This is a genomic window from Chelatococcus sp. XZ-Ab1, assembly GCF_029309855.1.
Classification (GTDB): Bacteria; Pseudomonadota; Alphaproteobacteria; order Rhizobiales; family Beijerinckiaceae; genus Chelatococcus_A; species Chelatococcus_A sambhunathii.
Genome location: NZ_JARKII010000013.1, coordinates 77006 through 98716, shown reverse-complemented (window position 1 = coordinate 98716; position 21711 = coordinate 77006). Strand labels below are relative to the sequence as shown.

The 21711-nt window shown below is 69.0% G+C and carries 21 protein-coding genes; 3 read left to right on the top strand and 18 right to left on the bottom strand.

Translation table 11 applies throughout. The features are described 5' to 3' along the window. The first annotated feature begins 73 nt into the window (after positions 1 to 73). Positions 74 to 1474, top strand: a complete 1401-nt coding sequence (locus P2T65_RS18020; protein ID WP_063185183.1) for a peptidoglycan-binding domain-containing protein — start codon at positions 74 to 76, stop codon at positions 1472 to 1474. Between the two features lie 139 nt (positions 1475 to 1613). Here the strand turns inward: P2T65_RS18020 and phnN are convergent, their stop codons facing one another. The 8 genes from phnN to phnG are packed head-to-tail and all read right to left on the bottom strand — an operon-like array spanning position 1614 to position 7999. After that, complete coding sequence (gene phnN, locus P2T65_RS18015) at positions 1614 to 2213, bottom strand: phosphonate metabolism protein/1,5-bisphosphokinase (PRPP-forming) PhnN (RefSeq protein WP_276200422.1); 600 nt, start codon at positions 2211 to 2213, stop codon at positions 1614 to 1616. Further along, a complete protein-coding gene (locus P2T65_RS18010) occupies positions 2210 to 3364 on the bottom strand; it encodes an alpha-D-ribose 1-methylphosphonate 5-triphosphate diphosphatase (RefSeq protein WP_276200421.1) in 1155 nt (384 codons plus the stop codon). The genes phnN and P2T65_RS18010 overlap by 4 nt, the downstream gene beginning before the upstream one ends. Positions 3365 to 3379: 15 nt before the next feature. Further along, a complete protein-coding gene (gene phnL / locus P2T65_RS18005; protein WP_276200420.1) occupies positions 3380 to 4093 on the bottom strand; it encodes a phosphonate C-P lyase system protein PhnL in 714 nt (237 codons plus the stop codon). Continuing rightward, the gene (gene phnK, locus P2T65_RS18000) at positions 4090 to 4866 is read right to left on the bottom strand and encodes a phosphonate C-P lyase system protein PhnK (protein ID WP_276200419.1); all 777 of its coding nucleotides are present in this window, start codon (positions 4864 to 4866) and stop codon (positions 4090 to 4092) included. The genes phnL and phnK overlap by 4 nt, the downstream gene beginning before the upstream one ends. Next, complete coding sequence (locus tag P2T65_RS17995) at positions 4863 to 5786, bottom strand: alpha-D-ribose 1-methylphosphonate 5-phosphate C-P-lyase PhnJ (protein WP_276200427.1); 924 nt, start codon at positions 5784 to 5786, stop codon at positions 4863 to 4865. Before P2T65_RS17995 ends, phnK begins: the two co-directional genes overlap by 4 nt. A gap of 8 nt (positions 5787 to 5794) precedes the next feature. After that, positions 5795 to 6904, bottom strand: coding sequence for a carbon-phosphorus lyase complex subunit PhnI (locus tag P2T65_RS17990; RefSeq protein ID WP_276200418.1), 1110 nt, complete (start codon positions 6902 to 6904; stop codon positions 5795 to 5797). Position 6905: 1 nt separating this feature from the next. Further along, a complete protein-coding gene (phnH, locus tag P2T65_RS17985) occupies positions 6906 to 7505 on the bottom strand; it encodes a phosphonate C-P lyase system protein PhnH (RefSeq protein WP_276200417.1) in 600 nt (199 codons plus the stop codon). Further along, positions 7505 to 7999: a phosphonate C-P lyase system protein PhnG gene (phnG, locus tag P2T65_RS17980; RefSeq protein WP_276200416.1), complete on the bottom strand. Its 495-nt coding sequence runs from the start codon at positions 7997 to 7999 to the stop codon at positions 7505 to 7507. The genes phnH and phnG overlap by 1 nt, the downstream gene beginning before the upstream one ends. 68 nt (positions 8000 to 8067) lie before the next feature. Between phnG and phnF the strand changes: the two genes are divergently transcribed. Next, positions 8068 to 8874, top strand: coding sequence for a phosphonate metabolism transcriptional regulator PhnF (gene phnF, locus P2T65_RS17975; protein ID WP_346348319.1), 807 nt, complete (start codon positions 8068 to 8070; stop codon positions 8872 to 8874). Positions 8875 to 9131: 257 nt separating this feature from the next. Here phnF and phnE (P2T65_RS17970) read toward each other — a convergent pair whose 3' ends face one another. From phnE (P2T65_RS17970) to phnC, 4 genes are all read right to left on the bottom strand, one after another. After that, a complete protein-coding gene (gene phnE, locus P2T65_RS17970) occupies positions 9132 to 10013 on the bottom strand; it encodes a phosphonate ABC transporter, permease protein PhnE (protein ID WP_063185194.1) in 882 nt (293 codons plus the stop codon). Beyond that, positions 10010 to 10894, bottom strand: coding sequence for a phosphonate ABC transporter, permease protein PhnE (phnE, locus tag P2T65_RS17965; protein WP_276200415.1), 885 nt, complete (start codon positions 10892 to 10894; stop codon positions 10010 to 10012). Before phnE (P2T65_RS17965) ends, phnE (P2T65_RS17970) begins: the two co-directional genes overlap by 4 nt. 178 nt (positions 10895 to 11072) lie before the next feature. Continuing rightward, positions 11073 to 11999 (bottom strand): phosphonate ABC transporter substrate-binding protein, encoded by a 927-nt coding sequence (gene phnD / locus P2T65_RS17960; protein WP_276200414.1) that lies wholly within the window; start codon positions 11997 to 11999, stop codon positions 11073 to 11075. Between the two features lie 62 nt (positions 12000 to 12061). After that, on the bottom strand, positions 12062 to 12877 hold the full coding sequence (gene phnC, locus P2T65_RS17955) for a phosphonate ABC transporter ATP-binding protein (RefSeq protein WP_276200413.1): 816 nt from the start codon (positions 12875 to 12877) through the stop codon (positions 12062 to 12064). Between the two features lie 167 nt (positions 12878 to 13044). Between phnC and P2T65_RS17950 the strand changes: the two genes are divergently transcribed. Further along, complete coding sequence (locus P2T65_RS17950) at positions 13045 to 13665, top strand: DapH/DapD/GlmU-related protein (protein ID WP_276200412.1); 621 nt, start codon at positions 13045 to 13047, stop codon at positions 13663 to 13665. Positions 13666 to 13672: 7 nt separating this feature from the next. Here P2T65_RS17950 and P2T65_RS17945 read toward each other — a convergent pair whose 3' ends face one another. The 6 genes from P2T65_RS17945 to dctP all read right to left on the bottom strand — a co-directional run bounded on the left by P2T65_RS17945 (position 13673) and on the right by dctP (position 21569). Further along, the gene (locus P2T65_RS17945) at positions 13673 to 15646 is read right to left on the bottom strand and encodes an alpha/beta hydrolase domain-containing protein (RefSeq protein ID WP_245280464.1); all 1974 of its coding nucleotides are present in this window, start codon (positions 15644 to 15646) and stop codon (positions 13673 to 13675) included. 108 nt (positions 15647 to 15754) lie between these two features. Then, entirely contained in the window at positions 15755 to 17269 is a 1515-nt protein-coding gene (locus tag P2T65_RS17940) for a malonyl-CoA synthase (RefSeq protein WP_055458040.1), read from the bottom strand. A gap of 28 nt (positions 17270 to 17297) precedes the next feature. Further along, positions 17298 to 18656, bottom strand: coding sequence for a malonyl-CoA decarboxylase (locus P2T65_RS17935; RefSeq protein ID WP_063185207.1), 1359 nt, complete (start codon positions 18654 to 18656; stop codon positions 17298 to 17300). A 19-nt stretch (positions 18657 to 18675) separates the two neighbouring features. Continuing rightward, complete coding sequence (locus tag P2T65_RS17930) at positions 18676 to 19995, bottom strand: TRAP transporter large permease (protein ID WP_055458038.1); 1320 nt, start codon at positions 19993 to 19995, stop codon at positions 18676 to 18678. Beyond that, positions 19992 to 20519 (bottom strand): TRAP transporter small permease, encoded by a 528-nt coding sequence (locus P2T65_RS17925; protein WP_055458037.1) that lies wholly within the window; start codon positions 20517 to 20519, stop codon positions 19992 to 19994. Before P2T65_RS17925 ends, P2T65_RS17930 begins: the two co-directional genes overlap by 4 nt. Before the next feature lie 108 nt (positions 20520 to 20627). Continuing rightward, entirely contained in the window at positions 20628 to 21569 is a 942-nt protein-coding gene (gene dctP / locus P2T65_RS17920) for a TRAP transporter substrate-binding protein DctP (RefSeq protein WP_245280487.1), read from the bottom strand. Positions 21570 to 21711: the final 142 nt, after the last annotated feature.

Below are 21711 nucleotides of genomic sequence, written 5' to 3'. Positions count from 1 at the left end.
CTGCGACGCATGCCGTGACGTCGCCGTGCCGTTTTGCCATAGTCACGCGACGCAACGAACGGGAGGCGGGGGCATGAACCGGGCGCGGACGCGGCGGGATCGTGGGCAGGGCGGCATCGGGGCCCTGATGGGCTTCCTTATCGGCGCAGCGGTCCTGCCTCTCGGCACCCCGGCTCTCGCGCAGCAGCCCGCGGCGGGCGAAGCGCTCGATGCCGCCCGTGCGGCCTTCGAGGCGCTGCCGGAGGCCGACCGCAAGGCCATCCAGGACGCGCTCGTCTGGACCGGCGACTACAACGGCACGCTCGACGGCGCCTTCGGCAAGCGCAGCTTCGATGCCATCCGCGCCTTCGAGACGCGCAGCCGCCTCACCGCGGACGGCATTCTCACGCCCGCCGAACGCGACGCGCTCCTGGCGGCCGCGCAACGCCAGCGCGATGCCGCCGGCTTTGCCGTCATCGACGATCGCCGCTCCGGCATCCGCATCGGCGTGCCGCAGAAGGTGCTCGCCGAGCGCAGCGACACGCCGGGCGGCTCCCTCTTCCGCGCCAGGCGCGGCGGCGGCGCCCTGACGACGGATCTCATCCCGGCCGCGGCCGGCACCGGCCTCAAGGATCTCTACGCCGACCTCAGCGCCGCGGCGCCGGGGCGCCGCATCACCTACAAGGTGCTGCGCGACAACTGGTTCGTCGTCACCGGCGAGGAAGGCGCCGAGCGCTTCTTCACGCGCTTTGCCGCAACCGCCGCCGGTCTGCGCGGCTTCACCATGGCCTATCCGGCGAGCGCCGCCGCGACCTTCGACCGGCTCACCATCGCCATCACCAACAGTTTCGAGCCGGAGCCCGAGACCGTATCGGCAGCAACGGCCACGGCCGGGGCCGGCGGTGCGGCATCCCCCGCCCCCACCGTCTCCGGCGGCAATGCCTTCACGGCCATCGTCCTCGACGGCGGGCGGGCGCTGACGAGCGCCGCCGCAGGTGCCTGCAAGGCGCCGACGGTCGGCGGCAAGCCGGTGAAGATCGAGGCGAGCGGCGGCGCCGCCTTCGTCGAAGGCGCCTTCGCGGCGGGAGGGGCGCCGGTGGCGTGGCGCCGGCCGGAGGGCACGGAGCAGGCGGTCTTCATCCTCGGCCATGCCGCCACGGGCGGCGAGCGCCGGCTCGTCGCGACGCCGGGCGTGCTCAAGGTGGCGGGCGACGGCGCGGCGCGCCTCGCTGCCCCGGTGCAGCCCGGCATGGCGGGAGCCCCCGTCGTCGATAGGTCCGGCGCTCTGGTCGCAATCGTCGGGCCTCTGCCGCAGACGATGACGCTGGTTGCTGGCATCGCGCTCGGCACGACCGTCCCCGCGACGATCGCGGCAAACCTTGCCGACAGCGCCAGCCTGCCCGAAGCCGACGGGACGGGCGAAGCGACAACCCTCGGCGCCGCGGCCGAGGTCTGGCGCGCCCGTATCGTGGCGGTGGACTGCCCGGGCGGGTAGCCGGCGGCTGGCCGGCCGCCTCTCATTTCGTCATGCCCGCGCTCGTCGCGGGCATCCACGCCTTGCCGTCGCGCAAGTGGCCCGAAGGCCGTGGGCGGAGAGCGTCGGATACGCGGCCCGGAGGCACTCCGAAGCACCCTCAATCCCGGAGCGCCCCACGCAGGAAGGCGACCAGCTTCTCCCCGGCCGCTTCGACGCTGCCATCATTGACGATGGTGAGATCCGGCGCCCGGTCGGGCATCACGGCCTTGCCGCGGGCGAGGCGCGCGGTGATCGTCTCGGCGCTTTCCCGGCCGCGGGCCGCGAGCCGTCCGGCGATGACGGCGTCCGGCGCCGTCACCGATACGACGGCGATGCGGGCAAAGGCCGCGCGCGCCGCCGCGACTTGCGCCCGCGAGATGTTGCAGACCACGACCGCCCCGTCCGCAAGCGCCGCCTCGACGCTGCGCGGCAGCGCATAGCCGAGGCCGTGCGCGCGCCAGTGCAGAGAAAAGGCGCCGCCCGCAATGCCTGCGCCGAAGGCCTCCTCGCTCAGGACATCGTGGTCCTCGGCGGTGCTCGCAGCGCGCGTGACGAGCCGGCGCGGAAAGACGAAGCGATCCCCCTCACCCGCGAGGCGCCGGCGGGCATGGTCGATGAGCGTGTCCTTGCCGGCGCCGCTCGGCCCGACGACGCAGACGAAGAGCCCGCGCCCGAGCGTGATGCGCACGCGATCGCCGGCTTCGGCTTCCATGGTCATGCCACGCGGCGCCCCTCGCGCCACACCTGCCGCACCACCGGCACGGCACCCGTCATGTGCACGCACACGAGATCGGCCCGAAGCCCGGCGGCGAGCGCGCCGCGGTCGGCGAGCCCCGTCGCGAGGGCCGGATTGCGCGTGACCGTCGCCACCGCCTCGGGCAGCGAGATGGCCGGCACCCGGCGCGGCAGGTCGAAGGCGGCCATGAGGAGGCTCGCCGGGACGTAGTCGGAGGAGATGATGTCGAGCACGCCCTCCCGCGCCACGGCCTCGGCGGCGACGCTGCCGGAATGGGAGCCGCCGCGCACGATGTTGGGGCCGCCCATCATCACCCGGATGCCGGCGGCATGGGAACCGCGGGCGGCCTCGATCGTCGTCGGGAATTCCGCGATGGCGACGCCGTCGGTCTTCGCCTCCTCCACATGCTCGGGCGTCGCGTCGTCGTGGCTCGCCAGCACGACGCCGCGCGCGCGGGCGATCTCGACGAGGCGGCGCCGGTGGGTTTCGGCATTCGCCTCATGCATGGCGAGCCGGCGGGCGATGAGCTCGTTCATGGCGTCGTCGCCGACGCCGTTCTTGCCGCTGTAATAGGTCTTCCATACGGCGATGTCGCGAAACTGGCGCTGGCCCGGCGTGTGGTCCATCAGCGACATCATGTGCACCGGGTACTCGGCCACATAGCGCTCGGCCTGGTCGATGACGTCGGGGGACGAGATTTCGCAGCGCAGGTGCGTGCGGTGCTCGGCGCGCACATGCCCCTCGGCGACGGCCGTCTTGATGGCATCGGCAAGCGCCCAGACCTCCTCGCCGAGCGAGCCCTTGTCGAAGTCGGAGCCGATGCGCAGGGAATCGAACACCGTTGTGATGCCGGCGGCCGCGATCTGCGCGTCATAGGCCATGACGGCGGCGAGCGGGTGCCAGCGCACCTTGGGCCGGGGCGCGTAGTGGCTCTCGAGATGATCGGTATGCAGCTCGACGAGGCCCGGCAGCAGATAGTCGCCGGCAAGGTCGATGCCGCGCTCCGGCGCCCGGCCCTCGCCGAACTCGGCGATGCGGCCGTCCGAGACCGCGAGCCAGCCGCCCGGGACGATCCTGTCGGGCAGGATGAGCGTGGCGTTCTCGATGACGAAACTGTCGGGCGTTGCGGTCATGACGGCGGCTCTCAATCAGGCGGCTCGGGAAGAAGCGAAGCGGGTGACGTCCTCGATGCGGTCGGCCACCGCCTCGCGCACGTCCTCGTCGTGGAAGATGCCGAGAATGGCGGTGCCGGCCCGCTTCTTCTCGTGGATGAGGTCGACGACGACGGCGCGGTTCTTCGCGTCGAGCGAAGCCGTCGGTTCGTCGAGGAGCAGCACCGGCCGGTCGGCGGCAAGGCCGCGGGCGATGTTGACGCGCTGCTGCTCGCCGCCCGAGAAGGTCGAGGGCGGCAATTGCCACAGGCGCTCCGGGACGTTGAGGAGGCTGAGCAGGCGCCTCGCCCGCTCCATCGCCTCCTGCTGCCCGGTACCGCTCTCACGCGCCGCATTGGCCACGATGTCGAGGGTCGCGACGCGCGGGATGACGCGCAGGAACTGGCTGACATAGCCCATGACGTCGCGCCGGAGCGCCAGGATGCGGCGCGGCTCGACGCTGGCGACGTCGACCACCTCCGCCCCGTCGCGGATGAGGATGCAGCCACGGTCGGCGCGGTAGTTGCCGTAGATCATCTTGAGGATCGACGACTTGCCGGCGCCCGAGGGGCCGCCGAGGACGACGCATTCGCCGGCCGCGACCGCGAGGCTGACGTCGGAGACGACGGCAAGCTCCAGCCCGCCGCGCAGGTGGAGCGTGAAGCTCTTCGACACGTCGTCGAGGGCGATGAGAGGCTGTTCGTTCGTCATGCTGCCAGCACCGAGGAAACGAGTAGCTGCGTATAGGCCTCGCGCGGGTCGTCGAGCACCTGGTCGGTCAGTCCGGTCTCGATCACCCTGCCCCGGCGCATCACCATTATGCGGTGCGAGAGCAGACGAGCCACAGCAAGATCGTGTGTCACGATGATGACGGCGAGGCCGAGTTCCGCCACGAGGCCGCGGATGAGATCGAGCAGGCGCGCCTGCACCGAGACGTCGAGGCCCGAGGTCGGCTCGTCCATGAAGACGAGGCGCGGATGGGTGACGAGGTTGCGGGCGATCTGCAGGCGCTGGCGCATGCCGCCGGAAAAACTCTTCGGCGTGTCGTCGATGCGGCCGGCCTCGATCTCGACACGCGCGAGCCAATCGCTCGCGGCGGCGCGGATATTGCCGTAATGCCGGGCGCCGACGGCCATCAGCCGTTCGCCGACATTGCCGCCGGCCGAGACGTCCATGCGCAGGCCCTCGCGCGCATCCTGGCGCACGAAGCCCCAGTCCGTGCGCAGCAGCAGGCGCCGCTCGGCCTCGGTGAGCTCGGACAGGTCGCGCACCGCCCCGTCACGCATGCGGTAGTGGACCGCGCCGGCGCTCGGGGCGAGCTCGGTCGCGAGCAGGCCGAGCAGCGTCGACTTGCCCGAGCCCGATTCGCCGACGACGGCGAGCACCTCGCCCTCGTGAAGGTCGAAGGTCACGTCCCGGCAACCAAGACGCTCGCCGTAAAATTTCGTCAGGCCGCGGGCGGACAAAAGCGGAAGATCGGTCATCGGGTCTCTCCTGCCGCGTCGCCATCCGCTGCCATCGCCCCTCCATGTCCGGCCGCCCTGCGCTCCTCGCAGAAATCGGTGTCGGAGCAGACGAACATGCGCCCGCCGCGGTCGTCGAGCACCACCTCGTCGAGATAGACCCCCTCGGCGCCGCAGAGTGCACAGGGCTGCTTGAAGGTCTGGATGCGGAAGGGATGGTCCTCGAAATCGAGGCTCCTCACCCGCGTGTGGGGCGGCACGGCATAGATCCGCTTCTCACGCCCGGCGCCGAAGAGCTGCAGCGCCGCGCACATGTCCATCTTGGGGTTGTCGAACTTCGGCGTCGGCGAGGGATCCATCACATAGCGGCCGGCGACCTCGACCGGATAGGCGTAGGTCGTGGCGATGTGGCCGTGGCGGGCGATGTCCTCGTAGAGCTTCACATGCATCAGCCCGTAGTCGGCGAGCGCGTGCAGCTTGCGCGTCTCGGTCTCGCGCGGCTCGAGGAAGCGCAGGGGCTCCGGGATCGGCACCTGGTAGACGAGGATCTGGCCGTCCCGCAGCGGTTCCTCCGGGATGCGGTGGCGCGTCTGGATAAGGGTTGCTTCCCGCGTCTTCGTCGTGGTCGCGACACCCGCCGTCTTCGCGAAGAAGCGGCGGATGGAGACGGCGTTCGTCGTGTCGTCCGAGCCCTGGTCGATGACCTTGAGCACATCCTCGGGGCCGAGCACCGCGGCCGTCACCTGCACGCCGCCGGTGCCCCAGCCATAGGGCATCGGCATCTCGCGGCTGGCAAACGGCACCTGGTAGCCGGGAATGGCGATCGCCTTCAGGATCGCCCGCCGGATCATGCGCTTCGTCTGCTCGTCGAGATAGGCGAAGTTGTAGGCCTCCGTTTCCTTCCCCACCTCTGTGCGGGGAAAAGGAAGATCATCCCGCATCGCCGCCCTCATTCCGCTGCCTCCTTCATCTCGCTCGCCTCGCCACGACGGGCGGCATATTCGGCGCGCATGCGGCGCACGAGGTCGAGCTCGGCCTGGAAGTCGACGTAGTGCGGCAGCTTCAGATGCTCGACGAAGCCGGTGGCCTGCACGTTGTCGCAATGGGCGAGCACGAATTCCTCGTCCTGTGCCGGGGCCGTCACCTCCTCGCCGAAGTCGCGGGCGCGCAGCGCCCGGTCGACCAGCGACATCGCCATGGCCTTGCGCTCGCTCTGGCCGAAGACGAGGCCGTAGCCGCGCGTGAACTGCGGCGGTACCTCGGCCGAGCCCTTGAACTGGTTGATCATCTGGCACTCGGTGACGTCGATCGTGCCGAGCGGCACGGCAAAACCGAGTTCCTCCGGCACGAACTCCACCGCCACCTCGCCGTAGCGCACCTCGCCGACGAAGGGATGCGTACGGCCGTAACCGCGCTGGGTGGAATAGCCGAGTGCGAGCAGGAAACCCTCGTCGCCACGGGCGAGCGCCTGCAGGCGCAGGTCCCGCTCGGCCGGGAAATCGAGCGGCTCGCGCGTCAGGTCGCCGACCGGCATGTCGCCGTCGGGCGCGACCTCGCGCTCGATCAGGTCCTCGCCGTCGAGGAGGTCCGTGACACGCGCCATCGGCTCGCCCTCGCCCGCCGCGGCCTCCGCCGGCTCGGGCGGCGTGGCGCCGGCGGCGAGCAGGAAGTCGATGAGCCGGTGGGTGTAGTCGAAGGTCGGCCCCAGCACCTGCCCGCCCGGCAGGTCCTTGTAAGTGGCGGAGATGCGGCGCTCGACGGCCATGGCGGCGGTGTCGACCGGCTCGCTGTAGCCGAAGCGCGGCAGCGTGGTGCGATAGGCGCGCACGAGGAAGATGGCCTCGACGAGATCGCCGCGCGCCTGCTTGATGGCGAGCGCGGCGAGATCCCGGTCGTAGAGCGAGCCTTCCGCCATCACCCGATCCGCGGCGAGCTTCAGCTGCCCGTCGATCTGCTCCGGGGAGATCTCCGGAATGGCGGGGTCGCCGCGCCGCGCATGGGCGAGCAGCCGGTGGGCGTTGTCGATGGCGGCTTCGCCGCCCTTGACCGCAACATACATGTCAGCCCTCCGGCAGGATCTGCGTGGTGCGGGGCAGCGCCGCGACAGAGCCCGGCGCGACGAAGACGCAGTCGACACCGCGCGGGAAGAGCGCCCGGTTCGCCGCGCGCTGGACGAGGAAGTCGCCCGGCAGCGGCGCGATGGCGATGTCGGCCCGGCCCAGAATGCCCGGCCCCTCGCAGGCGAGCCCCTGCCCTGCCGCGAGTCTCCGCACCGCCATGACGACGGTGGTGGAGCGGTCGGGATATTCGTCGGTGCCCACGGCGAAGGCGCCGAGCGGCGGCATCGCATCGGGCTCGGCGACGAGGGCGAAGGCCGCCTCGTCGGGCGCCTCGACGATACGGGCACCGGTGTGGAAGCGCAGATAGGCGGCCACCGCCGGCACGGCGGCGAGCGCCGCATCGAGCCAAAGCGGCGCCTCATGGTCGGCCAGCGCCAGAGCCACCGAAGCGAGTTCCGGCGTCAGCGGCGCCGGCGGCGCAAGGTCCGTGACGAGCGGCTGGACGGTCGCCGGCCGCGCGGTGGCATCCATGAGAGCGCGGAAGACGCGCTGCGCATCGAAGACGGGCTCGGTGAAGCCGGCTGCGAGGGCGATGCTCATCAATCCTCTCCGCGGACCATGGTGAAGAAGTTGACGCGCGTCGCCGCCGTGCGGCGCGCGGCCGTCTCGCGCTCGGCCGTGAGCCGTTCGTGCACCGGTGCGAGCGCCGCTTCCACCGCCTGCCGCCGGCCCGGCAATTGCCAGAGCGCGTCGATGATGGCGGCGGCACGCGCCCGCGCCGCGTCGCGGCCGAGGTGATAGGCGAAGCCGTTGACGGTGCGTCCGCCCTCCGCGATGCGCACCGCCGCGCGCGTCACCGTCGCCTCGCCGAGGTTGAACGGTGCGCCGTCACCGCCGGCACGCCCGCGCGTCATGACGAGGCCCGTCTCCGGCCGGCGCAGGTCGCTCGCTTCCGGCAGCGGCGCGAGCGCCGCGAGCACGCTGTCCAGCTCCTCGCGCCGTGCCGCGGCCGAAACGGCCATCACGGCTTGCCGCGCCGCGATTTCCCGATCATCGTCAGCTGGATGGATTTCACCTGGACCGACTGCGGTCATGATCACCCGCCCTCGCTGCCCTGTCGCAGCGCTTCAATAATTATTTGTCTAGTGGTATAGACAACTATATGAAAAAGTCCAGTGACAATTCCATGACGGGCGAGGCCATAACGGAGTTTGGCGACGCTGCGATGACCGGGACGAGCGACGGCGCGCTCGCCCGCGCCGCCGGCGTCACCGCCTGGCGGCAGATCGCCGATGCCATCGAGGCCGATGTGATGAACGGGCGCCTGACGCCCGGCAGCCAGATGCCGACGGAGGCGCGGCTTGCGGAGCGATTCGCCGTCAACCGCCACACCGTGCGCCGGGCGATCGCCGCGCTCGCCGCCAAGGGCCTGCTGCGCGCCACGCAGGGACGCGGCACCTTCGTGGAGGCGAAGCCCCTCGCCTACCCCATCGGCCGGCGCACGCGCTTCACCGAGATCGTCTCGCGCGAAGGCCACGAGGCGGGCGGCGAGCTGATGTCGGCGGCCGAGACGGTGGCCGACGAGGAGACGGCCCGGCGCCTGCGCCTCATGCCGGGCGCGCCGGTGCTGCGGACGGAGGTGCGCCGCTTCATCGACGGCACGCCTGTCTCTTACGGCACGTCTTTTTTCCCCTTGCCGCGCTTTGCCGGCGTCACCGCCGTGCTGCGCGAGACGGGATCGATCACCCGGGCACTCGCCGCCTGCGGCGTGCCGGACTACATGCGCGCCGAGACGCGCATCACCGCCCGCCTCGCCACGGGCGAGGATGCGGCGCGGCTCGACCTCTCGCCGGGGCGCATCCTTTTCGTCGTCGATGCGCTCAACGTCGACGGCACGGGCACGCCCGTGCAGGCGGCCCACGTCGTCTTCGCCGCCGACCGCGTCGAGCTAGTGGTCGAAAACGGCTAGAGCAGGACGAATGCAAGCCGGCCGCAAGGTTCTTGGCTTGATCCCTCCCCTCAAGGGGAGGGTGGATCGCGCCGAAGGCGCGAGACGGGTGGAGTCAAGACCGGGATCGACGCCCTTGTTGTCAACCCCTAACCCCCTCCGTCGCCGCTTCGCGGCGCCACCTCCCCCATACGGGGGAGGATCAGCGCGCACCAAAGTGCATCCGCCCGCGAAGTGGATGCCGGCTGGGGGAATAGGCGGATGCGAACATAAACGGTTCAGGCCGCGATCTTCGCATTGCCGATGATGGCGAAGCGCAGCCGGCCTGAGACGAAGTCGATCACTGCCACCGTGAGAAGGATCATCAGAACGAGGAAGGAGACGTGCTGCCATTCGAGCATGCGGATCTGCTCGTAGAGATGCAGGCCGACGCCGCCGGCGCCGACCACGCCGATGATGGTGGCGGAGCGGGTGTTCGATTCGAAATAATAGAGCACCTGACTGACGATGACCGGGAAGACCTGCGGCAGGAGGCCGAAGCGTACCTGATGCAGCTTGCCGCCGCCGGTTGAGGCGACGCCTTCCACGGCCTTCTTGTCCATCGCCTCGATGGCCTCGGAGAAGAGCTTGCCGAACTCGCCGAAATTGCTCGTCGCCACGGCGAGGATGCCGGCGAAGGGCCCGAGCCCGACAACATTGATCCAGATGAGCGCCCAGATCAGCACGTCGACGCCGCGCACCACATCAAGCCCGCGACGCAGCGAAAAATGCAGGAATACGTTCGGGATGACGTTCTTGGCCGCGAGGAAGCCAAAGGGAAAGGCAAGGATCGCCGCCGTCAGCGTGCCGAGGAAGGCGATCGCCAGCGTCTGCGCCAGCGCCATGAGATAGGTGAGGAAAGTCGCGTAGCTGCCCGGCGACGGCGGCAGCATGAAGCCGGCGAACTCGACGAGCTTGTCAAGGCCGCCGGCGATGCGGGCGAAGGAGAAGCCGAGCGCCCAGAAGCCCGAGACGAACAGGCCCGCGAGCACGGCGACGATCGCGACGCTCAGCAGCCGGCGCGGCCAGTTCACGCGGAAGATGGAAGGATGGCGCGCCACGAGCCCCCTCAGGCCGGCGAGCGCCTCGGCCTCGAAACGCTGTGTCCGTGTCGCGCTCATGAGCGGCGCTCCATGCCGATCAGCGCATGGCGCAGCCGCTCGGTCGCAAGGTCGATGACCATGACGGTGGCGATGATGATGAGGAGGATGGCGCTGACGTCGGAATAGTAGAACTTGCGGATGGATTCGATGAGGTCCTGGCCGATGCCGCCGGCGCCGACGAAGCCCATCACGGCCGCGCCGCGCACGTTGATCTCGAAGCGCAGGAGGCCATAGCTGGCGAAGTTGGACAGCACCTGCGGCAGCACGGCGAAGCGCACCGTCTCCAGCCAGGTCGCGCCGGTGGCCGAGACGCCCTCGACCGGCTTCATGTCGATGTTCTCGACGACTTCGGAAAAGAGCTTGCCGAGCGCCCCGGTCGTGTGGATCGCGATGGCGAGCACGCCCGGCACCGGGCCTAGGCCGAAGGCCGCGACGAAGATGAGCGCGAAGACGATCTCCGGCACCGTGCGGCAGAATTCGAGCACACGCCGCACCAGCCAGCGCACCCGCGCCGAGCGCGAGAGATTGGCCGCGGCAAGGAAGCAGAGGCTGATGGCGCAGAGCCCCCCGAGCATGGTGCCGAGATAGGCTATGAGCAGCGTCTCGCCCATGAGCCGCAGCCAGTAGCCGAGCCCCCAATACCACTCGGCGAGATCCTCGCCGAGATGGGCGAGCCGGAGCGTCGGCACGATGTCGCCGATGTAGCTCGGGAAGCGCCAGAGATTGGCGAAGAACTTCTCAAGGTCCACCTCGCCCGCCCAGGCGGACAGGCCGACGAGCGCGGCAAGGACGAGGCCGCCGAGAAGAACCTGCCGGCGCTTGGCGGCGACGGCCGCGCCGTAGGCATCTTCGAGCGCGCGCAGGCGCGGCTCAGGCAGACGGGCGATGACGTGCGACATGAGATGGTTGCTTTGTCAGCCGGTGGGCCGGAGGCAGCACGCCGTCATGCCCGTCCCTGTTGCGGGCCTCCACGCCTGACCGCAAGCGCCGTCGAAGGCCATGGATGGCCGGGACAAGCCCGGCCATGACGATGGAATGCGCGATGGGCGGCAGGGATGGCCTGCCGAACGGATGCGCTCAGGACGCCTTCTTGCGCTTCAGGCGGTCGACGAACTCGATGAGTTCGATGGTCGCCTTGTAGTCCTCCGTGGTGACCGGGGCGAAGCCCTTGTCCTTGCCGTCGGAGAGCTTGTCGAAGGCGGCCTTGTCCTTCTGCGGCGCCTCCTCGAAGGCCTTGGTGATGGCCTGCTTCAGGTCCGCCGGCAGGTCGGTGAGATAGGCGTAGGGCGAGCCCTGGATGAGGTCCGACTTGTAGATGATCCGGAAGTTCTCCTTCTTCGCCATGCCCTTGTTGGCCATGCGCGTCAGGTTGGAGTCGTTCTCGGAGTTCCACCAGTTGAAGGCGACGTCGACCGTGCCCTGCTCGAGCGCGGTAACGGCGTTCTCATGGCTGCCGGCATAGACGACCTTCCCGAAGAACTGCTCGGGATCGATGCCCTGCTTGTCGAGGGCGAAGCGCGGCACGTTGTTGCCCGAGGTCGAGTTGGGGTCGACGAGGCCGAGGTTCTTGCCCTTGAGGTCGTCGATCGACTGGTACGGGCTGTCGGCCTTCACATAAGCGACGGAATAATAGCCGACCGTCCCGTCGGAGTTGATCGTCGTCACGAAGGGCTCGACGCCGCCGTTCGTCACCTTGACGGCGCGGGAGAGCGAGGCCGGGCCGTAGTAGGCGATGTGGATGTTGCCGGCCTTCTGGCCCTCGATCACCGCCGCATAGTCGTTGGCGATGCGCAGCTTCACCGGCACGCCGAGTTCCTTCGACAGATAGGCGACGAAGTCGTCGTAGCGCTCGTTCACGCCCGAGGCGTTCTCGGCCGGGATGACGGCGAAGATGAGCTCGGGATACTTCGCCTTCCAGTCCCCAGCGAAGGCCGGAATCTGGGCCATGCCGGCGAAGGCGAAGGACGCGGCGGCGGCACCGATGAGGGCGCGGCGGTTCAACATCGTGGTCTCTCCTCAAGATTGACATCAGGCGCGGATCACCGCGCCCTTGTTCGTCGCGGCGCTCAGGCCGGGATCGAGACAGGGGAATGGGCGCCCCACCCGGATGCCGCCGTGGATGTGGCGCCCTCGCCGATGACGTCGGCGGCCTCGAGCCCGTATAGCTCGCGCGCGACGTCGTCGGTCAGACTTTCCGGCAGGCCGTCGAAGACGACGCGGCCGGCCGCCATGCCGACCAGACGGTCGCAGTAGCCGCGCGCCAGTTCGAGCGAATGCAGATTGCAGATGACGGTGATGCCGTAGGTGCGGTTGATGCGCTGCAGCGCGTCCATGACGATGCGCGTGTTGCGCGGATCGAGCGAGGCGATCGGCTCGTCGGCCAGGATGATCTCGGGCGACTGCGCGAGCGCGCGGGCAATGGCCACCCGCTGCTGCTGGCCGCCGGACAGAGAATCCGCGCGCTGCGCCGCGAGCCCGGCGATGTCGAACTGCTCGAGCGCCGCGAGCGCGATCGCCTTGTCCTCCACCCCCCACAGGCGCACGAGGGATTTCGCCGAGGGCGCGGCATTGAGCCGGCCCATGAGCACGTTGGTGAGCACGTCGAGCCGGCCGACGAGGTTGAACTGCTGGAAGATCATGGCGCAGCGCGCCCGCCAGTCGCGCAGCTCACGGCCCCTGAGGCCCGTCACGTCCACATCGCCGCAGCGGATGCGCCCGTCACTCGGGTCGACCAGCCGGTTGATCATGCGCAGCAGCGTCGACTTGCCGGCGCCGGAGCGGCCGATGACGCCCACGAAGGAGCCGGGAACCACGGTCAGCTCGACTTTGTCGACAGCCACTTTCGCACCGAAACGTCGGCTGACGCCTTCGAGAACCAGCATGCAGCAACCTCCATGATTGCTGCGTTAGCTAGATCGAGCAGACGACACTATCATGACAATCAATAAATTGATCAATTTGCCATATAACAACTTTTCAATACTGTTGATACCGTCACAACAGCGTCACATCGGCACACGAAACCTGCGCGCCACCTCCCGGGAGACGAATGATGGGCAAGCGCCTCGGCGAAACGCCGACGATCCACCCGACCGCCAGCGTGCTGCACTCGACGCTCGGCCGCTACACGGAAGTCGGCGCGCGCACGAGCCTCGTCGAGACGACGATGGGCGACTACAGCTACATTGTGAACGACGGCGACGTCATCTACACCACGATCGGCAAGTTCTGCTCCATCGCCGCCCAGGTGCGGCTCAACCCGGGCAACCACCCCATGTGGCGGGCGAGTCAGTCCCACTTCACCTACCGCGCCTCGGCCTATTTCGAGGGAGAGGAGGACGAGAGCGGGTTCTTCGACTGGCGCCGGGCCCAGCCCGTCACCCTCGGCCATGACGTGTGGATCGGCCACGGCGTCACGGTGATGCCGGGGGTGACGATCGGCACCGGCGCCGTCGTCGGCTCCGGCGCCGTCGTCACGAAGGACCTCGCGCCCTACGCCATCGTCGCGGGCGTGCCGGCCAGGCCCATCAGGCCCCGTTTCCCGGCCGCCGTCGCCGAGCGGCTCATGGCGCTCGCCTGGTGGGACTGGAGCCATGAGCGCCTGCACGCCGCCCTGCCCGACTTCCGCGCGCTGTCGGTCGAGGCCTTCCTCGAGAAGTACGGCGGCTGATCCGGCCTCAGCGGGCGACGTCGGAGGCTTCCGCGGCACGGACGATGGTGTCCGCGTCCGCCGGCAGCATCAGCCGCTCGTCAACGAGCTTGCGCGCCGCGGCGGAGACCGCCGCCACATAGGCGGCATGATCGGGATAGCGCTCCTCCAGCGACAGGCGCCCGTCGCCGGCCTCCTGCCGCGCCGCCCTGGTGCGGGCGAGCGGGATTTCGGAGCCGGTCAGGCCGCAGATGGCGCCCTCGGCGAAGCCCGCCTTGCGCAGGTTCCAGCCGAGATAGGTCGCCGTCGGCGCCTCGATCACCGGCAGGCGGATGCCCGCGACCGCATGCCCGTCGGCATCGACGCGCGGCAGGAAGACGGGATAGGCCGGTCCTGCGACGGGCGGCATGCGCGTATGGTCGACGAGCGACTTTTCGTTGTGCTCGCCCGCGAATTTCAGGCCGGGAATGTTGTCGTAGCCGGCCTCCTGCGCCGCGACGAGCGTGCCTTCTTCCAGGCCCGGATAGCGGCTCGGCGGCGGCTCCCGGCCCTCGGTTACCCAGGCGTCGAGCGCGACGAGCAGCGCGCGCATGGGCGCGCCCGCATGCAGCGGGTTCGAGGGCAGCTGGCAGGCCGCCACCGGCGCGGACTTGGCGCCGAAGGGCGTGAAGTGCGGCAGCCCGGCGAAGTAATAGGCGCGCACGTTCTCCGGCAGCGCCAGGGGCTTGCCGGCCGTGTCGGTGACGACGAGCGACAGGCGCGCCTGCACCGCCTCCGTGTCGGTGTCGGTCTGGATCACCTTGGGGCAGGAGCCGGCGGCCTCGCAGCGCTTCAGGATGCCGTCCGTGGTGCCGCCGATCGGATCGAGGCTCGTCGCATAGGAAAACGGGAAGGCGTCGCCCGGATAAAGATGGTCCTCGTGATCGCGCGAATAGCGGCCCGGCTGGGCGAAGCGCGCATTGGTGAAGGTTCTGCGCGCGCCGGCGATATGCGGCATCAGGCCGTCGAACACGGGCCGCCCGCTCTCGTCGTCGTTGAACCCCTGGTAGAGGAGATCGCGCAGGAAGCGGCCGCTCTGGGAGATGCCGATGGCATAGGCGGCCTTCAAGGCCGGCGCGCCGTCCGTGGCGAGAGGATTGGCGCTCCCGTCCGGCGCCGCGCCCTCGTAGCGCAGGAAGGAGACGAGGTCGCGCACGGCGGCAAAGCCGAGGCCCATGACCTTCGGGTTCTTTGCCGTGTAGATGAACTCGTAGATGGCGCCCGCATCGAAGCCTGGCGCCTTCGTAATCTCGATGCGGGTCGGGCTCAGATAGGTGAAGGAGAGGCCGGCCGGCGTCTCGCGCGCATCGCCCTCCCGGGCTCGCACGGTCAGCCGCGCCTTTGCGGGATCAGGATCGGCCGCCGGGTAGGAGAGATCGACGGCAACCGCCGGTCCCTCTGTGCCCTTGGTGTCGTCGAAGACGAATTCCTCGCGGCTCTCCCCCGTCACGCCGGGCACGGTCGGCACGTCGAGGCCCAGAAGCCCGCCGGCGGTCGCGAGGTCGCCCTGCCATCCGCTCCAGACGAGCGTGTAGCCCTGGTCCATGAGGAAGCCGTTGCCGGCATCGGCGGCCGAGGCCGGGTCATTCACCATCGGGGCATCGTTCAGCAGGCTGAGCCCGAGCTTGCGGCCGCGGTTGGTGACTTCGTAGAGGAGCTTGCCGTTGCCGCGCGCGGGATCGGCCGGCTTCAGGATGTGCACGTCTGTCGAGAAGACCACTTCGCCGGCGGCGTTCCGGGGCGCGAGCGCCAGGTCCACGATGCCGGCGTTGCGCGCATCCTCCGGCTTCACCGCCATGGTGACGCGCGCCACGATCTTTTCGTAGAGGCCCGCCGCGAAGCTGCGGCCGGCGAAGGCCGGCGCCTCGGTGCGCGTGACCTCGAAGCCGACGACGCGCGCCTCGGCGCCGGCGGCGAGTGCAACGAAGGATAACCCGGCGAGCAGCAGTCCTTTCACGGCCATTCCTCCCTGCTTCGCCCGAACGGCCGCGGCGGCGCGGGACGCGCCGTCATCTCACCGTCGGGGATTGCCCTCGTGCCGCCGCGGGCCGCCGGTCAGGCGCGGGATGCCTCACCGCGCGTAGAGGTCCTTGTAGGTGTCCCGCAGCACGTTCTTCTGCACCTTGCCCATGGTGTTGCGCGGCAGCTCCGGCACGACGACGACGTGCTTGGGCTGCTTGAACTTGGCGAGGCGCCCTTCGAGCGCCTTCACGATGGCGGCGGCGTCGACGCTCGCCCCCTTTTCGGCAACGACGGCCGCCGTCACGCCCTCGCCGAAATCCGGGTGCGGCACGCCGAAGACGGCGCTCTCGACGACGCCGGGCATGGCGTCGATCTCGCTCTCCACTTCCTTCGGGTAGACGTTGTAGCCGCCGGTGATGATGAGGTCCTTGCCGCGGCCGACGATGTGGACATAGCCGCGCTCGTCGACCTTGCCGAGGTCGCCGGTGATGAAGAAGCCGTCGTCGCGGAACTCGGCCTTCGTCTTCTCCGGGTTGCGCCAGTAGCCCTTGAAGACGTTGGGCCCCTTGACCTCGATCATGCCGATCTCGCCCTGCGGCAGCGCCTGCCCGCCTTCTGGATCGACGACGCGCAGCGTGACCCCCGGCAACGGGAAGCCGACCGTGCCGGCGACCCGGTCCCCGTCATAGGGATTGGACGTGTTCATGTTGGTCTCGGTCATGCCGTAGCGCTCGAGGATGGCGTGGCCCGTGCGCTCGCGCCATTCGCGATGGGTGTCGGCGAGGAGCGGCGCCGAGCCGGACACGAAGAGCCGCATGTGGCGGGTGGCCTCGCGCGTCAGGCCCTCGTGCTGCAGGAGGCGCACGTAGAAGGTCGGCACGCCCATCATGGCGGTCGCCTTCGGCAGGAGGCGCATCACCTCGTCGGCGTCGAATTTCGGCAGGAAGAGCATCGACGCGCCTGCGGCGAGAACGACGTTCGTCGCCACGAAGAGCCCGTGCGTGTGGAAGATGGGCAAGGCATGCAGCAGCACGTCGGCGCTGGTGAAGCGCCAGTAGTCCACGAGCGTCAGCGCGTTCGACAGGAGATTGTCGTGGCTGAGCATGGCGCCCTTCGAGCGCCCGGTGGTGCCGGAGGTGTAGAGGATGGCGGCGAGATCGTCCGCGCCCCGCTCCACGTCGGCGAAATCGGGCGTCTCGCCGGCGGCGCGCTCCGTCAGGCTGCCTTTGCCCGCCGCGTCGAGCGTGTCGACCCGCGCCCCGTAGCGCTCGGCGACGGGCACGAGCCCGTCGCGGCTCTTCGGATCGCAGACGACGAGGGCCGGTTCGGCATCGCCCAGGAAATAGTCGAGCTCAGCGAGCGTATAGGCCGTGTTGAGCGGCAGGAAGACGGCGCCCGCGCGCAGGCAGGCGAGATAGAGCATGACCGCCTCGGGGCTCTTCTCCACCTGCACCGCCACCCGGTCCCCCGGCCCGACGCCGCGCGCCACGAGCGCATGGGCGATCCGGCCGGTGCCCGCGACAAGGTCGCCGTAGGTGATGATCCGCCCGGTCGGCGTCTCGATGAAGGGCCTCTCGGCAGCCGGCATGCGGGCGGCGAGTCGGGCGAAGAGATAGGATGGCATGGGCTTTGTCTTCGTTCTGTCTTCTTGTTCAGTCGGTGACGGGCACGAGCGTGCGTGACGCCCGCTCGCCCTTCAGCTGCTTCCTCACCGCCGCGGCGGCGATGACCTCGCCCGAACCCGCGAAGGCCTCGTGGTTCTTCTCGATGTCCTCGAGCGCGTAGAGATAGTTGACCATCAGGCCATGGGCCTGGCCGAGGCCTTTGGCGCTGGTGTCGCCGAGGAAGTTGAGCCGCTCCAGCCGCGCCCCGTTGCCGAGGTGGAAGCGCGCCACCGGATCGACCGGCCGGCCGTTCGGCGTCTTGGCCTTGAGGAAATACCAGGCGGCGGCGGGCAGCAGCACCTTGCGCACCTTCTCCGCCGTCGCCGGATCCTCGTGCCAGCCCTCCTCGTCGAGCGCCGCGAGCACCGTCTTCGCCTCGGCATCGAGCGCCTGTGAAGCCTCGGAGCCGCGCTCCCGCGCGAGCCATTTCGCAAAGCCCGGCACCGGCGACAGTGTGACGAAGGTCTTGAGGTTGGGCAGGTCGCGCTTGAGATCGTCCACCACCTGCTTGATCAGGAAGTTGCCGAAGGAGACGCCGCCGAGCCCGCGCTGGGTGTTGGAGATGGAATAGAAGACCGCCGTGGTCGCCGCCTCGGCCGCGATCGGCTTGCGGTCCTTGGCGAGGAGCGGCGCAATGGCGCCGGGGATCTCCGCCGTCAGCGCCACCTCGACGAAGATCAGCGGTTCGTCGACGAGTTGCGGATGGAAGAAGGCGAAGCAGCGCCTGTCCGGCGGCTCGAGGCGCCGGCGCAGGTCGTCCCAGTCGTGGATCTCGTGCACCGCCTCATAGCGGATGATCTTCTCGAGGATGTTGGCCGGCGTCGTCCAGTCGATGGGGCGCAGCACGAGGAATCCCCTGTTGAACCAGGACGAGAAGAGATGAACGAAATCGGCATCGACCGCCCTGAGGTCCGGCCGGTTCGGCAGATGCTCGATCAGTTCCTCGCGCATCCTGACGAGCGCGGCGGTGCCACCCGGCGCCAGGTTGAGGCGGCGCATCAGCTCCTGCCGGCGCGCCTCGGCAGCGGTGTGCAGGCGGTGCAAAGTCGCCGCATCCGGCTTCTCGCGATAGGCCGTGATCGCCTCCTCGACCTTCTGCGGATCGGCACCGAAGCGCTCGGCGAGCGCCGTGAGGAAGGCGAGGCGCGTGGCGAGCGGGGCATTGGCGTAGGTGTCGAGCACGGCCTTGGCGAGCGCCACGCCAGAGGCCTCGCCGCGACCGGAGAGCAGGTGCTCCGACAGTTCCACGACGTCGCCGCGCGCCGCCGCATCGCGCGCGAGCCCGAGCATGGCACGACCTCGCTCGCTGAGCTGCTGCAGGAGTTCGTTGAAGAACGAGTTCGGCATCCGCCTCTCCTTGATCCTGTCAGATTGCGGGCCCCATCACGACATCCGGCAGCCACGTGGCGATCTGCGGAAAGATGCACAGAAGGAGGATACCGAGGAACATCACGAAGACATATGGCAGCGAGCCCCACAGCACCTCCCGCGTCGGCACCTGCGGCGCGATGGCGTTGATGACGAACAGGTTGAGGCCGATGGGCGGCGTGATGAGCCCGACTTCCATGTTGATCGTCAGCACCACCGCGAACCAGTAGGGGTCGAAGCCCGCCTGCGTCACGATGGGGAAGAGCAGCGGCGCCGCCATGACGATGACCGCGACGGGCGGCAGGAACATGCCGGCGACCAGCAGGAAGACGTTGATGACGCCCATCAGCAGCCAACGGTTGATCTCAAGCGAGGCAATGGCGCCGGCGATGGTCTGGGTGATGAAGAGCGAGGACAGCGCGAAGGCGAAGAGCTCCGCCGCCGCCATGATCATCATGATCATGATGCTCTCGCGCATCGCCGTGCCGAAGATCTCGACGACGGGCCCGGCCCGGAACAGCCGGTAGACGATGATGACGACGCCGAGCGTCAGGAAGGCGCCCGCCCCCGCCGCCTCCGAGGGCGTCGCGACCCCGCCGTAGAGCACGAAGAGCACGCCGAGGATGATGACGAGAAACGGCAGGACGCGTGGCAGCGTGGCGAACTTCTGCACCAATGTGAAGCGCCCGCGTCCGGCAGCGCCGAAGCGGAAGCCCTTGCGCTTGGCATCGATCAGCGCCCAGGCCATGAACATCGCCGTCAGCATCAGCCCGGGCATGACGCCGGCGAGGAACAGCCGGCCGATCGATGTCTCGGTGGCGATGCCGTAGACGATCATCGTGACCGACGGCGGGATGAGGATGCCGAGCGTGCCGCCGGCGCAGATGGAGCCGGTGGCGACGGAGGCGGGATAACCCCGCTTCATCATCTCGGGAATGCCCATCTTGCCGATGGCGGCGCAGGTGGCCGGGCTCGAGCCGGTCATGCCCGAGAAGATGGCGCAGGCGCCGAGGTTCGACAGCACGAGCCCGCCCGGCACGCGGTTGAGCCAGCGGTCGAGCGCCTCGTAGAGGTCCTTGCCCGCGGGCGAAGCCGCGACGGCGGCGCCCATGAGCACGAACATCGGGATCGACACATAGGCGAGATTGGCGATGCCAGCATACATGGTCTCGCCGAGGACGTCGAAGATGCCGAAGCCTTCCTCCACCAGGAGCCCCGCGATGGCGGCGAGGCCGAGCGCGAAGGCGATCGGCATGCCCGTCGCCAGGAAGGCGAAGAGCGAGCCGACGATGACATAGGCAGCGATGGAGAGTGTCATGCATCGGCTCCTGCGGCGTGCGGCAGGCGTTGCGCCGCCGGCGTCGAGGTGAAGAGTTTCAGGATCTCCGCAACGTATTGCAGGCTGAGCAGCCCGAAGCCGACAGGCAGCGGGATGAGCGGGATCCACAGCGGCGGCGCCCAGACGGTCGACGTGGTCCAGCCGCCTTCCCACGCCTCGTGGAAATAGAGGACGGAAGCGACGAACATCGCGATGCAGAAGGCAAGGCCGAGGAAGGCGCCGAGGATGGCGAGCGCCCGCCGCACCGGCGCGCTGGCCAGGGTCTCGATGACGTCGACCCCGACGTGCCCCTTGCGCAGGAGAACGTAGGGCGCGCCGAGGAAGATGGCCGCCGTGGCGCTGAAGACGACGAAATCGGTCTGCCAGATGGTCGGCGCGCGAAAGACGTAGCGCATGAAGATCATCTGGCAGATGACGACCATGGCGGCGGCGATGAGGACGCCGGCGACGATGCCGAACAGGCGCGATACGTTGTCGACACCGGCAACGAAGGCTCGAACCATTTGCGTGTTCCGTTCCCCGCGGGCATGGCAGAGGAGCGCCGGGTACACCCTCTGCCCGCCCGCGGGGAGAAGGTCCATCCGGCACCCCTGCGGCCGTCCGGCCTCGCCTCACTCGACGGCCAGCGCCTTTTCGATCAGCTCCTGGCCGCCCTTCACCTTCTCGGCGAAGTTCTTGTAGGAAGATTCCTGCGCCACCTTCAGCCACGCCTCGTAGTCCGCCTGGGACATCTCGACGACTTCCACCCCTGCCTTCTTGAAGGTGTCGATCAGCAGTTGGTCGCCCTTCTTCGCTTCCTCGTTGAAATAGGCTTCCGACGTCTTGCCGGCATCGAGGATCGCCTTCTGCTGCTCGGGCGTGAGCTTGTCGAAGACGCGCTTCGACATCAGCACCGGCTCATACATGAACCACAGCGCGTTCTCGCCCGGCGCCGTGAGGCACTTCACCTGCTCGTAGAGACGATAGGAGATGAAGCTCGACGAGGAGGTGTTGGTGGCATCGAGCACGCCGGTTTGCATGCCGGTGTAGATTTCCGACGAGGGCATCGACGAGATCGAGGCGCCGGCCAAGGCCAGCATCTGCTCGAAAGCGGGGCCGGCGGCGCGCGTCACCTGTCCCTTGATGGAATCGGGGCCGGTGATGCAGTTCTTCTTGGAGGCGAAGCCGCCCGACAGCCAGGCATCGGCGATGACGACGGCGCCAGCATCCTCGATGATCTTCTTGATATCCGCCATGAAGGGCGAATTGTTGAGCCGCTCGGCGCGCTCGTAATTGCGCACGAGGCCGGGCATCAGGGTGGCCGAGAACTGCGGATGGCGGCCCGAGGCATAGTCCAGCGGGAAGGCCGACATGTCGAGCTGCCCCTTGGTCAGGGCGCCCCACTGCTCGTTCGGCTTGAAGAGCGAGGCGCCGGGGAAGACCTGGATCTTGAGGCCGACATTGGCCTTCTCCACCTCGCGGGCGATGATCTGCACCATCTCGTCGCGCGGGTCTCCCTTGCCGCCCGGGAACTGGTGCGAGGCTTTAAGCACAATCTCCGCGGCGGCGGGCATCAGGCCGCCGATCAGAACGGCCACGGCACTGGCCGTCGCCAACAACGTCTTGCGCATGTCGTTTCCTCCAAATGGTCTGGCTCCCCGGGAGCCGGGGCCTCTTGCGGGCCTCGACGGCCATCGAAATCAAACTTGCATCCGC